This window comes from Pantoea anthophila (assembly GCF_026104315.1).
Lineage (GTDB): Bacteria > Pseudomonadota > Gammaproteobacteria > Enterobacterales > Enterobacteriaceae > Pantoea > Pantoea anthophila.
Map to the genome: position 1 here is coordinate 3129015 of NZ_CP110473.1, position 16810 is coordinate 3145824.

At 55.9% G+C, this 16810-nt stretch carries 13 protein-coding genes; all 13 read right to left on the reverse strand.

The window, feature by feature from the left end:
• Positions 1 to 49 precede the first annotated feature (49 nt).
• Entirely contained in the window at positions 50 to 439 is a 390-nt protein-coding gene (locus tag OJ965_RS17240; protein WP_009091968.1) for a VOC family protein, read from the reverse strand.
• Between the two features lie 66 nt (positions 440 to 505).
• A complete protein-coding gene (locus OJ965_RS17245; protein ID WP_154928384.1) occupies positions 506 to 2656 on the reverse strand; it encodes a lysine decarboxylase LdcC in 2151 nt (716 codons plus the stop codon).
• A 168-nt stretch (positions 2657 to 2824) separates the two neighbouring features.
• On the reverse strand, positions 2825 to 3781 hold the full coding sequence (accA, locus tag OJ965_RS17250; RefSeq protein ID WP_009091971.1) for an acetyl-CoA carboxylase carboxyl transferase subunit alpha: 957 nt from the start codon (positions 3779 to 3781) through the stop codon (positions 2825 to 2827).
• 12 nt (positions 3782 to 3793) lie between these two features.
• Positions 3794 to 7276 (reverse strand): DNA polymerase III subunit alpha, encoded by a 3483-nt coding sequence (dnaE, locus tag OJ965_RS17255; RefSeq protein ID WP_265137193.1) that lies wholly within the window; start codon positions 7274 to 7276, stop codon positions 3794 to 3796.
• A gap of 31 nt (positions 7277 to 7307) precedes the next feature.
• Positions 7308 to 7934 carry a ribonuclease HII gene (gene rnhB, locus OJ965_RS17260; RefSeq protein ID WP_046101263.1) on the reverse strand — a complete coding sequence of 209 codons (627 nt, stop codon included), beginning with the start codon at positions 7932 to 7934 and terminating at the stop codon, positions 7308 to 7310.
• Positions 7927 to 9075 (reverse strand): lipid-A-disaccharide synthase, encoded by a 1149-nt coding sequence (lpxB, locus tag OJ965_RS17265; RefSeq protein ID WP_046101262.1) that lies wholly within the window; start codon positions 9073 to 9075, stop codon positions 7927 to 7929. The genes rnhB and lpxB overlap by 8 nt, the downstream gene beginning before the upstream one ends.
• Positions 9076 to 9078: 3 nt before the next feature.
• Positions 9079 to 9867, reverse strand: coding sequence for an acyl-ACP--UDP-N-acetylglucosamine O-acyltransferase (gene lpxA / locus OJ965_RS17270; RefSeq protein WP_265137194.1), 789 nt, complete (start codon positions 9865 to 9867; stop codon positions 9079 to 9081).
• 3 nt (positions 9868 to 9870) lie between these two features.
• Positions 9871 to 10326, reverse strand: a complete 456-nt coding sequence (gene fabZ / locus OJ965_RS17275) for a 3-hydroxyacyl-ACP dehydratase FabZ (RefSeq protein ID WP_009091980.1) — start codon at positions 10324 to 10326, stop codon at positions 9871 to 9873.
• Positions 10327 to 10478: 152 nt separating this feature from the next.
• Positions 10479 to 11504 (reverse strand): UDP-3-O-(3-hydroxymyristoyl)glucosamine N-acyltransferase, encoded by a 1026-nt coding sequence (gene lpxD / locus OJ965_RS17280; RefSeq protein WP_058958057.1) that lies wholly within the window; start codon positions 11502 to 11504, stop codon positions 10479 to 10481.
• Between the two features lie 3 nt (positions 11505 to 11507).
• Complete coding sequence (gene skp / locus OJ965_RS17285) at positions 11508 to 12005, reverse strand: molecular chaperone Skp (protein WP_003852644.1); 498 nt, start codon at positions 12003 to 12005, stop codon at positions 11508 to 11510.
• A 107-nt stretch (positions 12006 to 12112) separates the two neighbouring features.
• Positions 12113 to 14524, reverse strand: coding sequence for an outer membrane protein assembly factor BamA (gene bamA, locus OJ965_RS17290; RefSeq protein ID WP_009091984.1), 2412 nt, complete (start codon positions 14522 to 14524; stop codon positions 12113 to 12115).
• A gap of 51 nt (positions 14525 to 14575) precedes the next feature.
• On the reverse strand, positions 14576 to 15925 hold the full coding sequence (rseP, locus tag OJ965_RS17295; RefSeq protein WP_009091986.1) for a sigma E protease regulator RseP: 1350 nt from the start codon (positions 15923 to 15925) through the stop codon (positions 14576 to 14578).
• A gap of 12 nt (positions 15926 to 15937) precedes the next feature.
• Entirely contained in the window at positions 15938 to 16795 is an 858-nt protein-coding gene (cdsA, locus tag OJ965_RS17300; RefSeq protein ID WP_009091988.1) for a phosphatidate cytidylyltransferase, read from the reverse strand.
• Positions 16796 to 16810: the final 15 nt, after the last annotated feature.

The window sequence follows — 16810 nt, forward strand, 5'->3', positions numbered from 1 at the left end:
AGAATCCAGAATATCGGGCCACTGAATGTCGCCCGCCGAGCGCGCTAGTTTACGCCTGATAGAGCTCCAGCGGCAAACCATCCGGGTCGGCAAAGAAAGTACAGGCTTTACCGGTGAGTTCATCAATCCGAATCGGCTCGCAGATCACACCTTTCTCAGCCAGCGTCGCCACCGCTGCGGCCACATCCGGCACGGTAAAGGCCAGATGGCGCAGGCCGCACGCCTCGGGATGACTGACCCGTGCAGGGGGTTCGGGAAAAGAGAAAAGCTCAATGGTATAGCGATCCCCTAACGCGAGATCGCCTTTCCAGGAGTCGCGCGCTTCGCGGTAAACTTCGCCCATCAGTCGAAAGCCCAGCACATCGCAATAGAAGGCTTTGCTGCGCGGATAGTCAGAGGCGATGATGGCGATGTGGTGAATAGCGTTTAACTGCAACATGTTGAATATCCTGATTCGGGCAGGATACCTGAGTCAGGCATCCCGCCGCTGGTAAGATTTAAAAGCTTAGGCCGGGTCGTTTTTCAGCACGCGCACACGGTATTCACCCTCTTCCGTCAGGCTGGCACCGTGAATGTCGGTTTCAAACCCCGGATAGTGCCGGCCAATGCTGCACAGCATCAGCAGGAAATCGAGCACCGCGCGACTCTTCTCTGTGATCATCTCTCCCGGCATCACCAGGGGAACGCCCGGCGGATAGGGCAGGATCATGTTGGCCGAAACCCGACCGACCAGCTCACTGATATCCACCGTTTCGATGTTGCCCTTCACCTGCTGCTGAAACGCCTGATGCGGTGTCATCTTCATTTCAGGCAGCACGTCGAATGCCTGCAGCATCAGACGCGGCAGATCGTGATGGCGGATCAGCTGATGGATCCCCTGTGCCAGGGTCTGAATGCGCATATTGCGATAGAAGTCGGGATCCTCTGCGTAGAGATCCGGCAGCATGTTTTTCACCCGCAGATTCAGATCGTAGGCGCGTTTAAATTCGGTCAGCCCGCGCAGCACGCTCATCGCCTTGGTTTTATCGATGCCGATACTGAACAGGAACAGCAAATTATAGGGGCCGGTTTTCTCCACCACGATGCCGCGCTCATCCAGAAACTTCGCCACCAGCGCCGCCGGGATCCCCTCTTCCGCCATCTCCCCCAGCTCGCTCATGCCCGGCGTCAGGATTGTCACCTTGATCGGATCGAGATACATGTGATCGCGATCGGCCTGCGTGAATCCATGCCACGCTTCGTCGCCCGGCTGGATCGGCCAGCACTGCGCTTCGTCAACCTGTTCCGGCTGCCAGATGTCAAAGAACCAGCTGTCAGACTCTTCACGCAGCCGCTGGATCTCACGGCGGAAATGAAGCGCGCGTTCGACCGAGCGATTGATCAAACGCTTACCCGGATTGCCGCGCAGCATGGCGGCAGCGGTTTCAATAGAGGAGACGATAGCGTAGTTAGGCGAGGTGGTGGTGTGCATCATGTAGGCTTCGTTAAACGTCTGCTCGTCGTAGTCGCCTTTAATGTGGATCATGGATGCCTGAGAGAACGCCGCCAGCAGTTTATGGGTCGACTGCGTTTCATAGACTACCTTGCCCGGAATGCGGTCTCCGCTCATGCCACTTTTGCCCGCGTAAATCGGGTGGAAATTGGTGTAAGGCACCCAGGCGGAGTCGAAATGAATCGACGGCACAGCCAGCGTCTCTTTGATGTACTGGGTGTTGTAGAGCAGCCCGTCATAGGTGGAGTTAGTAATGACCGCATGCACCGGCCAGGTGGCTCTGTCAGTCGATGCCACTTTATGCGCTATCGCGTCGCGGGAGAACTCCTGCTTCGGGATGCCGCCGAGGATCCCCAGCGCATTGCGGGTCGGCTTCAGCCAGATCGGGATCAGATCGCTCATCATCAGCAGATGGGTCAGCGATTTGTGGCAGTTGCGATCGATCAGCACGGTGCTGCCCGCCGGAGCGGCATACATCCCGACAATTTTATTCGAGGTCGAGGTGCCGTTGGTCACCATGTAACTCTGCTCAGCGCCGAAGGTGCGCGCGATATACTCTTCCGCTTCCAGGTGCGGCCCGGTATGGTCAAGCAGCGAACCCAGCTCGGTCACCGAAATCGAGATGTCTGATTTCAGGGTGTTGGCCCCGAAGAAATCGTAGAACAGACAGCCGACCGGGCTCTTCTGAAACGCGGTGCCCGCCATGTGGCCCGGCGTGCAGAAGGTGTACTTGCCCTCTTTCACATAGGTGAACAGCGCTTTGGTCAGCGGCGGCGTGATGTGGTCAAGATAGTCATCCGTATATTGCCGGATGTGCAGCGCGATATCCTCGGCGGCATTCAGCGCATACTCAAAAAAGTGCAGCGGCATACGCATCTCATTGATGCTGATATCCATCTGCGAGTGGGTATTGATAAAGGCATACAGAGGCAGGTATTCGTTTAGCTGATTAATCTCTCCGCACAGTTCGGGGCTGTTGTGCGCATCCCAGTCGAAGATAACGCCGCTGATACGCGGGTTGTGTTCGATCAGTTTCAGCAGATCGTCACTGTTTTTCGGGTAAAGCAGCTGGAAGCCCTGCAGATTTAACGCCGCGTCGAGTTCGCGTAACGGTTCATCTTTGTAAAACACGCCGTGCGCGCCCATGATCGCCAGAATATTCAATGCCTGTCTCCCTGATTGTGGTGGAACCGGTCAAGCATAACCGCTAACCCCCATAAGGTGTAGCGAGGCGGTGCCAGGAGGAAACTGAAAGCGGCGAGTGAGCATGGGGAGGGAAAGTGCAGACATAAAAAAAGCGGACCGGAGTCCGCTTTTATGGAAGTGCACTTATCAGGCGTAGCCGTAGCTCATCAGGCGCTGATAACGACGATCCAGCAGCTCTTCAGTGCTTAACCCATCGAGTTCGGCCAGATCGGCCAGCAGCTGCTGCTTCAGAGACTGCGCCATATCGACCGGACGGCGATGCGCGCCACCCAGCGGCTCCGGGATTACGGAGTCAATCAGCTTCAGCTCTTTCAGACGGTGAGCGGTAATGCCCATCGCTTCCGCAGCCAGCGGCGCTTTATCTGCACTTTTCCACAGAATAGAGGCACAGCCTTCCGGCGAGATAACGGAATAGGTGCTGTACTGCAGCATATTCACTTTATCGCCCACGCCGATGGCCAGTGCACCACCTGAACCGCCTTCACCGATGACCGTACAGATGACCGGTACTTTCAGGCCAGACATTTCACGCAGGTTACGCGCAATCGCTTCAGACTGCCCGCGCTCTTCCGCGCCCACGCCCGGATAAGCACCCGGGGTGTCGATGAAGGTGATGACAGGCATTTTGAAGCGCTCAGCCATCTCCATCAGGCGCAGCGCTTTGCGATAGCCTTCCGGTGCTGGCATGCCGAAGTTACGGCGAATTTTCTCTTTGGTTTCACGGCCTTTCTGGTGCCCGATGATCATCACCGGACGTCCATCCAGACGCGCAATACCGCCAACAATCGCTTTGTCATCCGCATAAGCACGGTCGCCCGCCAGCTCATCGAAATCGTCGAACGCGTTGCGGACGTAGTCAAAGGTATAAGGACGCAAAGGATGGCGCGCCAGTTGAGCGATCTGCCATGCGCCTAAATCGGCGAAGATTTTACGGGTCAGCTCAACGCTCTTCTCGCGCAGGCGCTGAACTTCTTCATCCAGATTAACGTGTTTATCATCCTGACGACCAATTGAAGTCAGCGAATCAATCTTCGCTTCGAGTTCTGCAATTGGCTGTTCAAAATCCAGGTAATTAAGACTCATAATGTTCCTGTTCTAGTCAAACTCCAGTTCCACCTGCTCCGATCCAATCAACGAGCGCAGATCGTTAAGTAAACGATCGCTGGGCGAAATTCGCCACGCTGCCCCAAAGCGCAGCTTCGCTCGCGCGTCGGCTCTCTGATAGTAGAGATGCACCGGAATCGTCCCTGATCGATGAGGTTCCAGGGACTGACGGAGTCGGTTTAATAGCTGGTCATCAATTTGCCTGTCCGTCAGCGAGATAGCAAGTCCGCGCGCGTATTTTTCGCGAGCTTCGTCGATGTCCATAACTTCACGAGCGGTCATTTTAAGGCCACCACTGAAGTCATCAAAGCTGACCTGTCCACTGACGATCAGGATTCGGTCTTTCTCCAGCAGCTGCTGGTATTTATCTAACGCATCGGTAAATAACATCACCTCAAGACGACCAGAACGATCGTCCAGAGTACAGATACCAATTCGGTTGCCGCGTTTGGTGACCATTACCCGTGCAGCGATCACCAGACCGGCCGCCACGGTAATTTTCCCCCGGTCGGTTGGATGCATATCTTTCAGCCGCACCCCGCCAACGTAACGCTCAATTTCTTTCAGATACTGATTAATCGGGTGCCCGGTCAGGTAGAGCCCCAGGGTTTCCCGTTCGCCATCCAGCTGCACCTGCTCCGGCCATCGCGTGACGCTGGCGTACGATTTCTCCACCTGCTCCGGCTCGTCCGCCAGCACGCCAAACATATCTGCCTGGCCAATCGCCTCCGCCTTCGCGTGCTGATCGGCCGCTTTTAACGCGTCACCGAGCGCACTCATCAGCGCGGCGCGATGCGGCCCCAGGCGATCGAAGGCCCCGGACATGATCAGTTTTTCCATCACCCGACGGTTGATCTTTTTGGTGTCGGTTCGGGCGCAGAGATCAAACAGCTCGCGGAAGTAACCGCCTTCGTTTCGGGCGTCAATGATCGCTTCGATCGGGCCTTCACCGACCCCTTTTATCGCACCGATACCGTAAACAATTTCACCTGCGTCATTCACATGGAAGGGATAGAGGCCGGAGTTGATATCGGGCGGCAGCACCTTCAGTCCCATCCGCCAGCACTCATCGACCAGGCCTACCACCTTCTCGGTGTTATCCATATCGGCGGTCATTACCGCGGCCATAAACTCTGCCGGATAGTGCGCTTTCAGCCATAGCGTCTGGTAAGAGACCAGTGCGTAAGCCGCAGAGTGTGACTTGTTAAAGCCATAGCCTGCAAATTTTTCTACCAGATCGAAGATCTTCATCGACAGTTCGCCGTCGATGCCCATGCTTTCAGCACCGTCACGGAAAACGGAACGCTGCTTGGCCATCTCTTCCGGTTTCTTTTTCCCCATGGCGCGACGCAGCATATCTGCGCCACCCAGGGTGTAACCGGAGAGAACCTGGGCGATCTGCATCACCTGTTCCTGATAAAGAATGATGCCGTATGTCGGCTCCAGCACCGGTTTCAGACTCTCGTGCTGCCACTGGATATCGGGATAGGAGATCGCTTCACGACCATGCTTACGGTCGATGAAGTTATCCACCATGCCGGACTGAAGCGGCCCCGGACGGAACAGCGCCACCAGTGCGATCATATCTTCAAAGCAGTCGGGCTTCAGACGCTTGATCAGATCCTTCATGCCGCGCGATTCAAGCTGGAATACCGCGGTGGTTTCCGAGCGCTGCAGCATATCGAAGCTTTTCTTGTCATCCAGCGGGATAGAGGCGATGTCGATCGGCTCCAGCCCCTGCTTTTCCCGGCGCGGGTTAATCATCTTCAGCGCCCAGTCGATGATGGTCAGCGTTCTCAGCCCCAGGAAGTCGAACTTCACCAGGCCGGCATATTCCACATCATTTTTATCGAACTGGGTCACCGGGAACTGGCCGTGCTCATCGCAGTAGAGCGGCGCAAAATCGGTGATCTTCGTTGGCGCGATGACCACGCCACCGGCATGTTTACCGGCGTTACGCGTGACCCCTTCCAGCTTACGCGCCATGTCGATCAGCGCTTTGACCTCTTCATCCGCCTCATACATGGCCGGCAGCTGCGGTTCAGCAATAAAGGCTTTTTCCAGCGTCATGCCGGGATCGGGCGGGATCAGTTTGGAAATGCGGTCCACGAAACCGTAGGGATGACCCAGCACGCGGCCAACGTCACGAATAACCGCTTTCGCCGCCATGGTGCCGAAAGTGATGATCTGTGAAACCGCTTCGCGCCCGTACATGTCCGCGACGTGTTCAATCACCTGGTCACGCTTCTCCATGCAGAAATCGACGTCAAAGTCGGGCATTGAGACACGTTCCGGGTTCAGGAAACGTTCGAACAGGAGGTCAAACTCCAGCGGATCGATATCGGTAATTTTCAGCGCATAGGCCACCAGCGAGCCGGCACCGGAACCACGACCCGGCCCGACCGGCACGCCATTATCCTTGGACCACTGGATGAACTCCATCACGATCAGGAAGTAGCCCGGGAAGCCCATCTGGTTGATCACGTTGAGTTCAACCTCCAGACGCTCATCATATTCCGGGCGTTTCTGCAGCCGCTCAGCTTCGTCCGGGAACAGGAACACCAGACGCTCTTCCAGCCCCTCGCGGGATTTCGCGACCAGATAATCTTCCGTGGTCATATCACCGGTCGGGAACTGCGGCAGGAAGTATTCGCCCAGCCGGACCGTGACGTTACAACGCTTAGCAATCTCTACGCTGTTTTCCAGCGCTTCCGGGATGTCCGAGAAGAGCTCGCACATCTCCGCTTCGCTGCGCATATATTGCTGAGGACTGTAGTTGCGCGGACGCTTGGGGTCATCCAGCGTATAGCCGTCATGGGTGGCCACGCGGATTTCATGCGCGTCGAAATCCTCTTCATTGATAAAGCAGACTTCGTTGGTCGCGACCACCGGAATGCCTTCGGCAATCGCCAGCTCCACAGCCGCGTGCAGGTAGCTCTCTTCATCCGGCCGGCCGGTGCGGATCAGTTCCAGATAGTATCTGTCAGGGAAATGCTGCTGATAAAAAGAGAGGCACTGTGAAACCAGCGCGCTGTTTCCGCGCAGCAGGCTGCGGCCGACATCTCCGCGGCGTCCGCCTGACAGCAGGATTAACCCTTCCTGCAATTCCATCAGCCAGTCGCGATCGATAATCGGCCCGTCCACGCCATAGCCACGCTGATAGGCGCGGGAGATCAGCAGCGTCAGGTTCTGATAGCCGGTATTGTTCGCCGCCAGCACGGTCAGCTGCGTGAGTTCATCCCCCATCAGCTCGCTGGCAACCTTAAAATCGGCACCAATAACCGGTTTTATCCCTGCGCCGTGCGCCCCGCCGTAGAATTTCACCAGGCCACACAGGTTAGTGAAGTCGGTGATCGCAATCGCGGGCATGCCGAGCGCAGCCGCCTTTTTGATCAGCGGCCCGGTTTTCGCCAGGCCATCAACCATCGAATAGTCACTGTGGACGCGCAGATGTATAAAACGGGGTTCAGCCATATCAGTTTCCGGTTAAAACAGCGTCAGGCTATTAAAGCGTATGGGGCTGGCTGGCGGCCAGTACGTCCGCATCGATCAGCGCGTTGCGGACAGGAGCAAAACTGCGACGGTGGTGCGGGGTCGCGCCATATTGCGTCAGCTTTTCCATGTGCAGCGCTGTCGGATAGCCTTTGTGCTGTGCAAAGCCATATTGCGGGAACAGCAGATCGAGTTCAGCCATTTCACGGTCGCGGGAGACCTTGGCAATGATAGAAGCGGCGCTGATCTCAGCGACCAGACTGTCCCCTTTGACTACCGCCTGCGACGGCATCGGCAGCGCCGGGCAGCGATTACCGTCGATCAGCACATAGTCAGGCTGAATGCAGAGGCCAGCAACCGCACGCTGCATCGCCAGCATAGTCGCATGCAGGATATTCAGCTGGTCAATCTCTTCCGGTTCTGCCCGGCCCAGGCTCCACGCCAGCGCCTTCTCTTTGATTTCGTCAAACAGGGCCAGCCGGCGTTTTTCCGACAGCTTCTTCGAGTCCGCCAGCCCGGTAATCGGGTTGGCCGGATCGAGGATCACCGCCGCCGTAACGACCGCGCCAACCAGCGGGCCGCGCCCGACTTCGTCCACACCGGCAATCAGCGTGGCGGCAGGATAGATAAAATCAGGCATTCACCAGCTCCAGTACCGCATCCGCCGCCTGTTCATCGGCGTTCCAGCGGATCTGTTGATGTAATTCATTGAACGTCTGCAGCAGGGTTTCGCGCTCAGGCCCGGCATGCAATAGCGGATCTAACGCCGCGGCCAGGGCTTCGGGCTGACACTCATCCTGCAGTAACTCTTTCACCAGTTCCCGCCCTGCCAGCAGGTTGGGCAGCGAAACGTAGGGGGTCTTCACCAGCCGTTTTGCCAGCCAGAAGGTCGCCGGTTTCATACGATACCCCACCACCATCGGGCATTTTGCCAGCATGCACTCCAGCGCAGCAGTGCCCGATGCCAGAAGTGCGGCATCGCTCGCGATCATCGCCTCGCGTCCCTGACCATCCAGCAGATGTACAGGAAGGTCGGGAGCCGTTTCGGCTTTTATCTTCTCAAACTGTTCGCGCCGGCGGGCGTTAACCAGCGGAACGACGATTTCCAGCGCCGGATAGTGACGGCGCAGTAACCGGGCCGTTTTGAGAAAATCGGCGCTGAGCATGTCAACTTCTGCGCCACGACTGCCGGGCAGCAGGGCCAGACAGAGCGCATCATCGGCAATCCCCAGGTGACGACGCGCAGCCTGTTTGTCAGGGTGCAGCGGCATCGCATCCGCCATGGTGTGACCGATAAAACGGCAGGGAACATTAAAGCGATCGTAGAACGCTTTTTCAAACGGCAGGAAGGCCAGCACCAGATTGGTGTTACGACCAATCTTGAAGACGCGCTTCTGACGCCATGCCCAGACAGAGGGACTGACGTAGTGAATGGTACGGATACCGGCGCGTTTCAGGTTGCCTTCCAGCGTAATATTGAAGTCAGGCGCATCGATCCCGACAAACACATCGGGCTGGAGTTCGGTAAAGCGCCGGGTGAGATCGCGGCGGATCGTCAGCAGACGGCGCAGACGTCCCAGCACCTCCACAATACCCATGACCGCCAGCTCTTCCATCTCATACCAGGCTTCACACCCTTCCGCCTGCATCAGCGGACCGGCTACGCCGACAAAACGCGCGTCGGGATGGCGCGCTTTCAGGGCTCGAATCAGACCTGCACCAAGAATATCGCCGGAGGTTTCTCCGGCGACCAGGGCAATCGTTAGAGGACGCGCTGACATGAATTAACGAATTAATCCACGGGTTGAACGGGCAAAGAAATCGTAGAAAGGCTGCACTTCGCTATGCTGCTGCGCAAGCGCTTCAATCTCCGGCTTCACTTCCTCCAGCGTTCTGCCGCTGCGATAGAGCAACTTGTAGGCGTTACGGATCGCGTGCAACGACTCTTTGCTGAAGCCGCGACGCTTGAGGCCTTCAATGTTGATCCCGAACGGCGTGGCATGGTTGCCCTGCGCAATAACGTAAGGCGGCACATCCTGCGCCACGCCGGAACAGCCACCCACCATCACATGCGCACCAATAGTGCACCACTGATGCACCGCTGTCATGCCGCCAATAATGGCGAAATCATCGACCGTGACGTGACCACCCAGGGTCGCGTTATTGGCGAAGATACAGCGGTTGCCGATGACGCAGTCATGCGCAATATGAACGTTGACCATCAGCAGATTATCGCTGCCCACCGTGGTGACATGGCCACCCTGAGTGGTGCCGCGATGAATCGTCACGCTTTCACGGATGCGGTTGCGATCGCCGATTTCAACCCGTGTTGGCTCACCGGCATATTTCAGATCCTGGTTCACTTCGCCGATAGAGGCGAACTGATAGATCTGGTTATCTTTACCGATACGCGTGTGGCCGTTCACCACAGCATGTGACTTCAGTACCGTTCCTTCACCGATCTCCACATTCGCGCCAATAAAGCAAAACGGGCCAATGTGAACGCGGGCGCCGATAACCGCGCCCTCTTCGATGACAGAACTGGGATGGATAGTGGCGGTTGGATCAATCACGAATTATGCCTCCCGGCTGCGGGCACACATCATGGTCGCTTCACAAACGATTTTACCGTCGACAGTCGCCACGCCTTTGAAGCGGGTCAGACCACGGCGGGTTTTCTCGAAAGTGACTTCCATGATCATCTGGTCGCCTGGTACCACAGGGCGCTTGAAGCGGGCGTTGTCGATACCGGCAAAATAATAGAGTTCACCTGGCTCCAGTTTACCTACGCTTTTAAACGCCAGAATACCGGTGGCCTGCGCCATCGCTTCCAGGATAAGAACGCCAGGAAAAATCGGTTTACCAGGGAAATGCCCCTGGAAAAACGGTTCGTTAACAGAAACGTTCTTCACTGCACGCAGGTATTTGTGCTCTTCAAATTCCAGCACGCGGTCTACCAGCAGAAACGGATAGCGGTGCGGCAGCAGCTCTAAAATCTCTTCAATTTTCAGAGTATGAGTTTCAGTAGTCAAAATACTCTTCCTGTCCTAAAAATCTGATGACATCAATAACACGGCCTGCACAGATCAAAATGATCTTCCGCAGGCCGCAAATAGGTTCTGTGGCGCCGGGCTTCCCTGCTTAACATTTTTATTATGAAAGCCGGTCAGTTTTGGGATGGCGGTCAGTCGTCTTTGCCGACCTTGCGCTCGATGGCTTTTAAGCGTTTGCTCATGTCATCGATGTTCATCACCAGCGCTGCAGTTTTGCGCCAGGTTTTGTTGGGTTGCAGCGGAATGCCTGAGGAATAGACGCCAGGCTCTGTGATAGGACGCATGACCATGCCCATACCGGTCACGGTGACTTTGTCACAGATTTCCATATGGCCGTTAATGACGCTGGCACCGCCAATCATACAGTAACGTCCAATTTTCAAACTACCCGCCATGATCACACCGCCTGCAACCGCAGTATTGTCGCCAATAACTACGTTGTGAGCGATCTGGCACTGGTTGTCTATGATAACACCATTGCCTATCAGAGTGTTATCCAGCGCACCGCGATCGATGGTAGTGCAGGCACCAATTTCCACCCGATCGCCGATAATTACCGCGCCTAACTGCGGGATTTTCACCCAGTTACCGCGATCGTTGGCATAGCCGAAGCCATCAGAACCGATGACGGTGCCTGACTGAATCAGACAATCCTGGCCGATCTGAATCTCATGATAAACGGAGACGTTGGCCCAGAGACGGGTGCCACGACCGATGCGGGTTTTTTTGCCCACAAAGCAGCCTGCGCCGATCACCACGTTGTCGCCCAGCTCCACATCCGCTTCGATGACGGCGTTAGCGCCAATCGCGACGTTGTTGCCGAGTCGGGCTGAAGGGTCGATCACCGCACTGGGCGCGATATTCTGCGCGGGCTGGGGGGTGGTATCGAGTATCTGTGCCATACGCGCATAGGTCAGGTAGGGATTTTTCACCACCAGCGCTGCCGTATTGCACCACTCCAGATCCGCTTCCGTCAGCACCACGGCTGAAGCCTTTATCAGGGCGAGTTGCTCGCGGTAACGGCTGTTTGCAAGAAATGTGATTTGGCCAGTTGTGGCGGATTGCATAGAAGCAATGCCGGAGATGACGATATCGCCATCTCCGTGCAATTCTGCATCCAACTGCTGGGCTAAATCAGCCAGTCGAATAGATGCCATGAATTATTTAACCTGTTTCAGCACGTCAGCAGTAATGTCTTTTGCGTTTGATGCATAAGCCACCGCGTTCGCGTCGATCACGACATCGTAACCATCGCTGTCAGCGACTTTCTTCACGGCGTCCTGAATGCGGCTCAGCAGCTTGTTACGCTCTTCCATCTGACGACGGCGGTTATCCTGCTCAAAGGCCTGGGCTTTTGAAGAGAAAGCTTCACGCTGAGACATAACATCTTTTTCCATGCGGCTGCGTTCGCTGGCCTTCATGGTAGAGCCGTCACGCTGTAAACGCTGCATTTTGGTTTGCAGATCGCGTTCCTGGCTCTGCAGCTCAGTTGCACGGCCTTTGAACTCATTTTCCAGCTGTTTAGCAACAGTCGCACGTTGCGGTAACTGTTGGAAAATGCTGGACACGTTTACCACTGCAATTTTGTCAGCAGCCTGAACACCAGCGGAAACCGCTAAAGCAAGACCCAGACCTGCGGCACACAACAACTTTTTCACTATAAACTCCTTACCATCAACGTTTGTGTCAGCGACACAGTGTTTGCCCCGGAACAGCCTGCGCTGTCCGGCAGCAAGACTTCAGCTATGCATCCATGCTCAGATCATTACCAGGTTTTACCAATGTTAAACTGGAACTGCTCTGACTTGTCTCCATCCACTTTCTTTATCGGCTGGGCGTAAGAGAACACCAGCGGGCCGAGCGGTGACATCCACTGCAGCGCAACACCGCTTGAAACGCGGATATTGTTAGGATCGCTGTAGTCCGGAATGCCCGCTGCACGAGTTTCGGCCGTGTTTTCCCAGTGGGTATCCCATGCGGTACCGGTATCGACAAACACCGAGGTACGTACCGAGTTGGCATACTTCTCGCTCAGGAACGGCGTTGGCGTGATCAGCTCCAGGCTGGCAATCGCCATGGCGTTTCCGCCGACCGCATCGTCAGACTTACAGATGCCATCCGGATCGGCCAGGCGGCAATTCGACGAGTTGTTATTGTAGTAGGCAGCCTTCGGACCAATGGTATTGGACTGGAAGCCACGAACGGTACTGGAACCACCGGCGTAGAAGTTCTCATAGAACGGCATCTCTTTGCCGCCGAGACCATCGCCGTAACCCACACGGCCACGACCCAACAGCACCCAGGTGTGATCCTGGTTAATCGGCACATACTGCTGGGTGTCCAGCGTGGCCTTGTAGAAGCTGTTGTCTGAGCCAGGAATCGTCACCTTACCGTTCAGGTTGGTGCGGTTACCCGCCGTCGGGAAGAAGCCACGGTCCAGCGTGTTGTAGGTCCAGCCGTAGTTGAAGGTGAAGTCATCAGCAGAGAATTCGCCTTTATCGTCCAGCTGCTGCGGCTTGCCGACTGAATCCAGATAACGCCACATCGCCACCTGCGGCTGCATGTTGGAGAGGTCGTTGTGGACATAGCCCAGACCGACACGCAGGGTGTTGTTTTCGTTAACCGGGAAGCCCAGCGTGCCATCCAGACCATAGCTCTTGTTGGTATAGTCAGAGAGGTCGGCATTGTCCGCTTTAAAGTCGTTATAGAACAGACGACCACCCAGACTCACCCCATCCACGGTGAAGTAAGGGTCAGTCAGCGAGAACTCGGCATAGGTCTGGTAGTCATTTTTGGTGCCGCTGATGCCGACGGTATTACCGGTGCCCAGCCAGTTATCCTGCGTGACCCCGACCTGGAAACTTACGCCACTCTCGGTGCCATAACCGACGCCGAAGTTGAAGGTCCCGGTGTTGCGCTCTTTAACCTTGTAGACCACATCCACCTGATCCGGTGAACCCGGCACGCGCTGGGTATCCACATCGACGTTTTCAAAGTAACCGGTGCGGTTCAGACGCTCTTTGCCCTGCTCGACCAGGTCGCTGCCCAGCCAGGCCCCTTCCATCTGACGCATTTCACGACGCAGCACCGCATCTTTTGAGGTGTCGTTACCTTCAAAGCGAACATGACGCACGTAGTAGCGGTTACCGGCATCGACGTTGATGTGCAGTTTGACGGTCTTATCAGCATCGTTGATTTCAGGCTGTGTCACGACGCGCGGATAGGCGTAGCCGTAGCGGCCCAGCAGTTTCTTGATGTCATCTTCCATCTTGGTGACTTTGGCGCCGTTATAGAGCTCGCCTGCCGGAATTTTGGTCAGATGTTCAATCTCTGCTGAGTGGCCTGCCATGCTGCCATTCACGATCACGCCGGCGATTTTGTACTGATCGCCTTCAGTGATGTTGACCGTGATGTAGATGCCTTTTTTATCCGGCGTCAGGCTGACCTGGGTCGAATCGATATTAAAGCGGGCATAGCCGCGATCCAGATAGAAGCTGCGCAGGGTTTCGAGGTCACCGGCCAGTTTCTGTTTCTGGTATTTACGGTCGCCGACCACGTTCCACCATGGCACTTCATCGCGCAGCTGGAAGCGGGAGATCAGTTCATCAGAACTGAACGCCTTGTTACCGACGATGTTGATCTGCTGAATTTTGGCAGAGACACCCTCCGTAAAGACCAGCTTCAGATCGACACGGTTACGCGGCAGTGGCGTGACCACCGCTTTCACGTTGGCCGTATATTTACCGACGCTGTAGTAGAAATCCTCCAGGCCCTTTTCGATAGAAGAGAGCGTGGTGCGGTCAAGCGCTTCGCCGACACGCACACCGGAGGCTTCCAGATTCTGTTTCAGCTGATCCTCTTTCACCGCTTTGTTACCGGTGAAGGTAATGCTGGCAATGGTAGGACGTTCTTTGACCTGGACAATCAGCGTTGTACCGTCTCGCAGGACCTGAACATCCTCAAAGTTGCCAGTCGCGAACAGTGAGCGAATGGTGTTTCTGACATCATCGTCATTCACCGTATCGCCAACCCGAACTGGCATGCTCAGCAGAGCCGCGCCGACGGCGACTCGCTGCAGCCCTTCGAAATGAATATCCTTCACCACGAAATCGTCTGCACCGTAAACGGTGGCGCTGCTAAACAGCAGCGACGCTATGAGCAACTTTTTCATCGCCATCGTTATTATGCGTTTTCCTAACACATCCCCTGAATGTTCGCGTTCCAGCGGTTACAAACGGGAGAAATCATTGAAAAGTGCAAGCCCCATTAACAGCACCAGCAAAATCGAACCGATGCGATAACTAAAGTCCTGAACTCGCTCGGACACCGGTCCACCTTTGATCTTTTCGATCGCCAGGAAGAGCAGATGCCCACCATCTAAAACCGGCAATGGGAACAGGTTGATGATGCCCAGGTTGACGCTGATCAGCGCCAGGAACATCAGGTAGTAAATCAACCCATACTCTGCTGACAACCCTGCACCCTGCGCAATCGAGATTGGCCCGCTCAGGTTGTTCAGCTTCACATCACCCGTGATTAACTTGCCCAGCATAGAAACGGTAAGCTTCATCAGCTGCCAGGTTTTTACACTGGCCTCACCGATAGCCGCAAACGCGCCATACTGTCTTACCGTTCTGTACTCTTCCGGCAGCGGGACAATACGCGGGATAACACCCGCAAATCCTTCGCCTTTGCTGCCCGATCTGGCTTCTGGCGTCATGGTCAGCGTAATTGCATCACCGCCGCGATCCACCTCAAGCGCCATGCTTTTGCCCGGGTTATCCCGGACCTGCGTGACAAAAGTCTGCCACTGCGATAATGGCTGACCATCGACTTTAACGATCCTGTCGCCAGCTTGCAAACCGGCTTCACTGGCTGGCGAGTTCGCCTGCACTTCTGCCAGCGTGGTCTCAATCTGCGGACCACGTGGCCGGATGCCCAGCGCGACAACCGGATCCTGCTTGTCTGGCTCAAACTGCCAGTTACGCAAATCCAGCTGTTTCTCCTGGGTCGCGTCCTCGCCAAATCGTGCCACCGTCAGGGTTGTGCTGCTGTCGCCGATTTTACCCACCAGCGCCATACGCACAGCATCCCAGTCAGGCGTTTCGATACCGTCAACCGCCTTAAGTTCCATACCGGGTGCAATTTGCGCTTCCGCCGCGACCGAACCGTTTAAAATTTCACCGATTACCGGGCGCACACCCGGCACGCCGTGAATAAACACAACCCAGTAGGCAAAGATGGCAAAGAGGAAGTTAGCGACAGGACCCGCCGCAATGATGGAAGCGCGCTGCCAGACGGCTTTGTTGTTGAAAGCCTGATGACGCAGTTCGGCGGGCACGCTCTCGACACGCTCGTCGAGCATTTTCACGTAGCCGCCAAGGGGAATCAGCGCGATGACAAACTCGGTGCCCTGGCGGTCACGACGCCGCCAGAGTGATTTACCGAAACCGATGGAAAAGCGTTCAACTTTGACGCCGCAGCGACGGGCGACCCAGAAATGGCCAAATTCATGGACGGTAATCAGCACGCCCAGCGCAACGATAAAGGCGACAAAACTCCAGATTATGCTCAACATCTTTGCCTGTCCTTAAAGGGTGCGAAACACCAGCAGCAATAAACAGGCAAACACCGGCACTGCCGCAGTCAGACTATCAATGCGATCCAGAATCCCGCCGTGACCGGGGATCAGATTACCGCTGTCTTTGATGCCCGCTTCGCGTTTGAACATACTTTCGGTGAGATCACCCAGCACCGACGCCAGGGTCGCAATCACCGCGCAGACCACCAGCGTGCCAGCTGACACCGTCAGAGGGGCCAGCGTTGCGAACAGCAGCGCAATCAGCGCGGAAGAGACCAGACCGCCCAGAAAACCTTCCCAGGTTTTACCCGGTGAGACCTTTGGCGCCAGCTTGTGTTTGCCGAACATCTTGCCAAACATGTAGGCCCCTGAATCCGCGCCCCACACCAGCAGCATGACAAACAGCAGCCACCAGGCCCCGGCAAAGTGATCGGTTTCATAGTGATACTGGCGCAGCGCCATCATGCCCCAGAAAAAAGGCACCAGGGTTAAGAGACCAAACAGCAGGCGAAGCGGACGTGAATGGCGCCAGAAGGCGGCCGAAGCGGGATAGGAGAGAACCAGCAGCAGCGCAACGACCCACCACACCAGCGACGCCCAGAGCGATGTCGCCACCTGCGGCAGATGTACATCATGCTGATAAGGAGGCAGGGTAAACTGCATCAGGGCCAGTAAGAGACCACAAAGAACCGCCAGCCAGACGCGCTGCTGACGGGATGCCATCCCTGCCAGCTGACCCCATTCCCAGGCGGCCAGCATACAGATAATGATGGTGGTAATTGCGAAACCCACAGGTGGTAACCAGAACAGTGCAGCTATTACCAGCGGAATTAAAATTAACGCGGTAATCAGACGAGACTTCAGCAAAGGTTACCCCCAGAT

Excerpts from the sequence above, each read along its gene's own strand:
- OJ965_RS17240 (WP_009091968.1), bottom strand. The coding sequence starts at position 439 with ATGTTGCAGTTAAACGCTATTCACCACATCGCCATCATCGCCTCTGAC.
- accA (WP_009091971.1), bottom strand. The coding sequence starts at position 3,781 with ATGAGTCTTAATTACCTGGATTTTGAACAGCCAATTGCAGAACTCGAA.
- dnaE (WP_265137193.1), bottom strand. The coding sequence starts at position 7,276 with ATGGCTGAACCCCGTTTTATACATCTGCGCGTCCACAGTGACTATTCG.
- rnhB (WP_046101263.1), bottom strand. The coding sequence starts at position 7,934 with ATGCCTGATTTTATCTATCCTGCCGCCACGCTGATTGCCGGTGTGGAC.
- lpxB (WP_046101262.1), bottom strand. The coding sequence starts at position 9,075 with ATGTCAGCGCGTCCTCTAACGATTGCCCTGGTCGCCGGAGAAACCTCC.
- lpxD (WP_058958057.1), bottom strand. The coding sequence starts at position 11,504 with ATGGCATCTATTCGACTGGCTGATTTAGCCCAGCAGTTGGATGCAGAA.
- bamA (WP_009091984.1), bottom strand. The coding sequence starts at position 14,524 with ATGGCGATGAAAAAGTTGCTCATAGCGTCGCTGCTGTTTAGCAGCGCC.
- rseP (WP_009091986.1), bottom strand. The coding sequence starts at position 15,925 with ATGTTGAGCATAATCTGGAGTTTTGTCGCCTTTATCGTTGCGCTGGGC.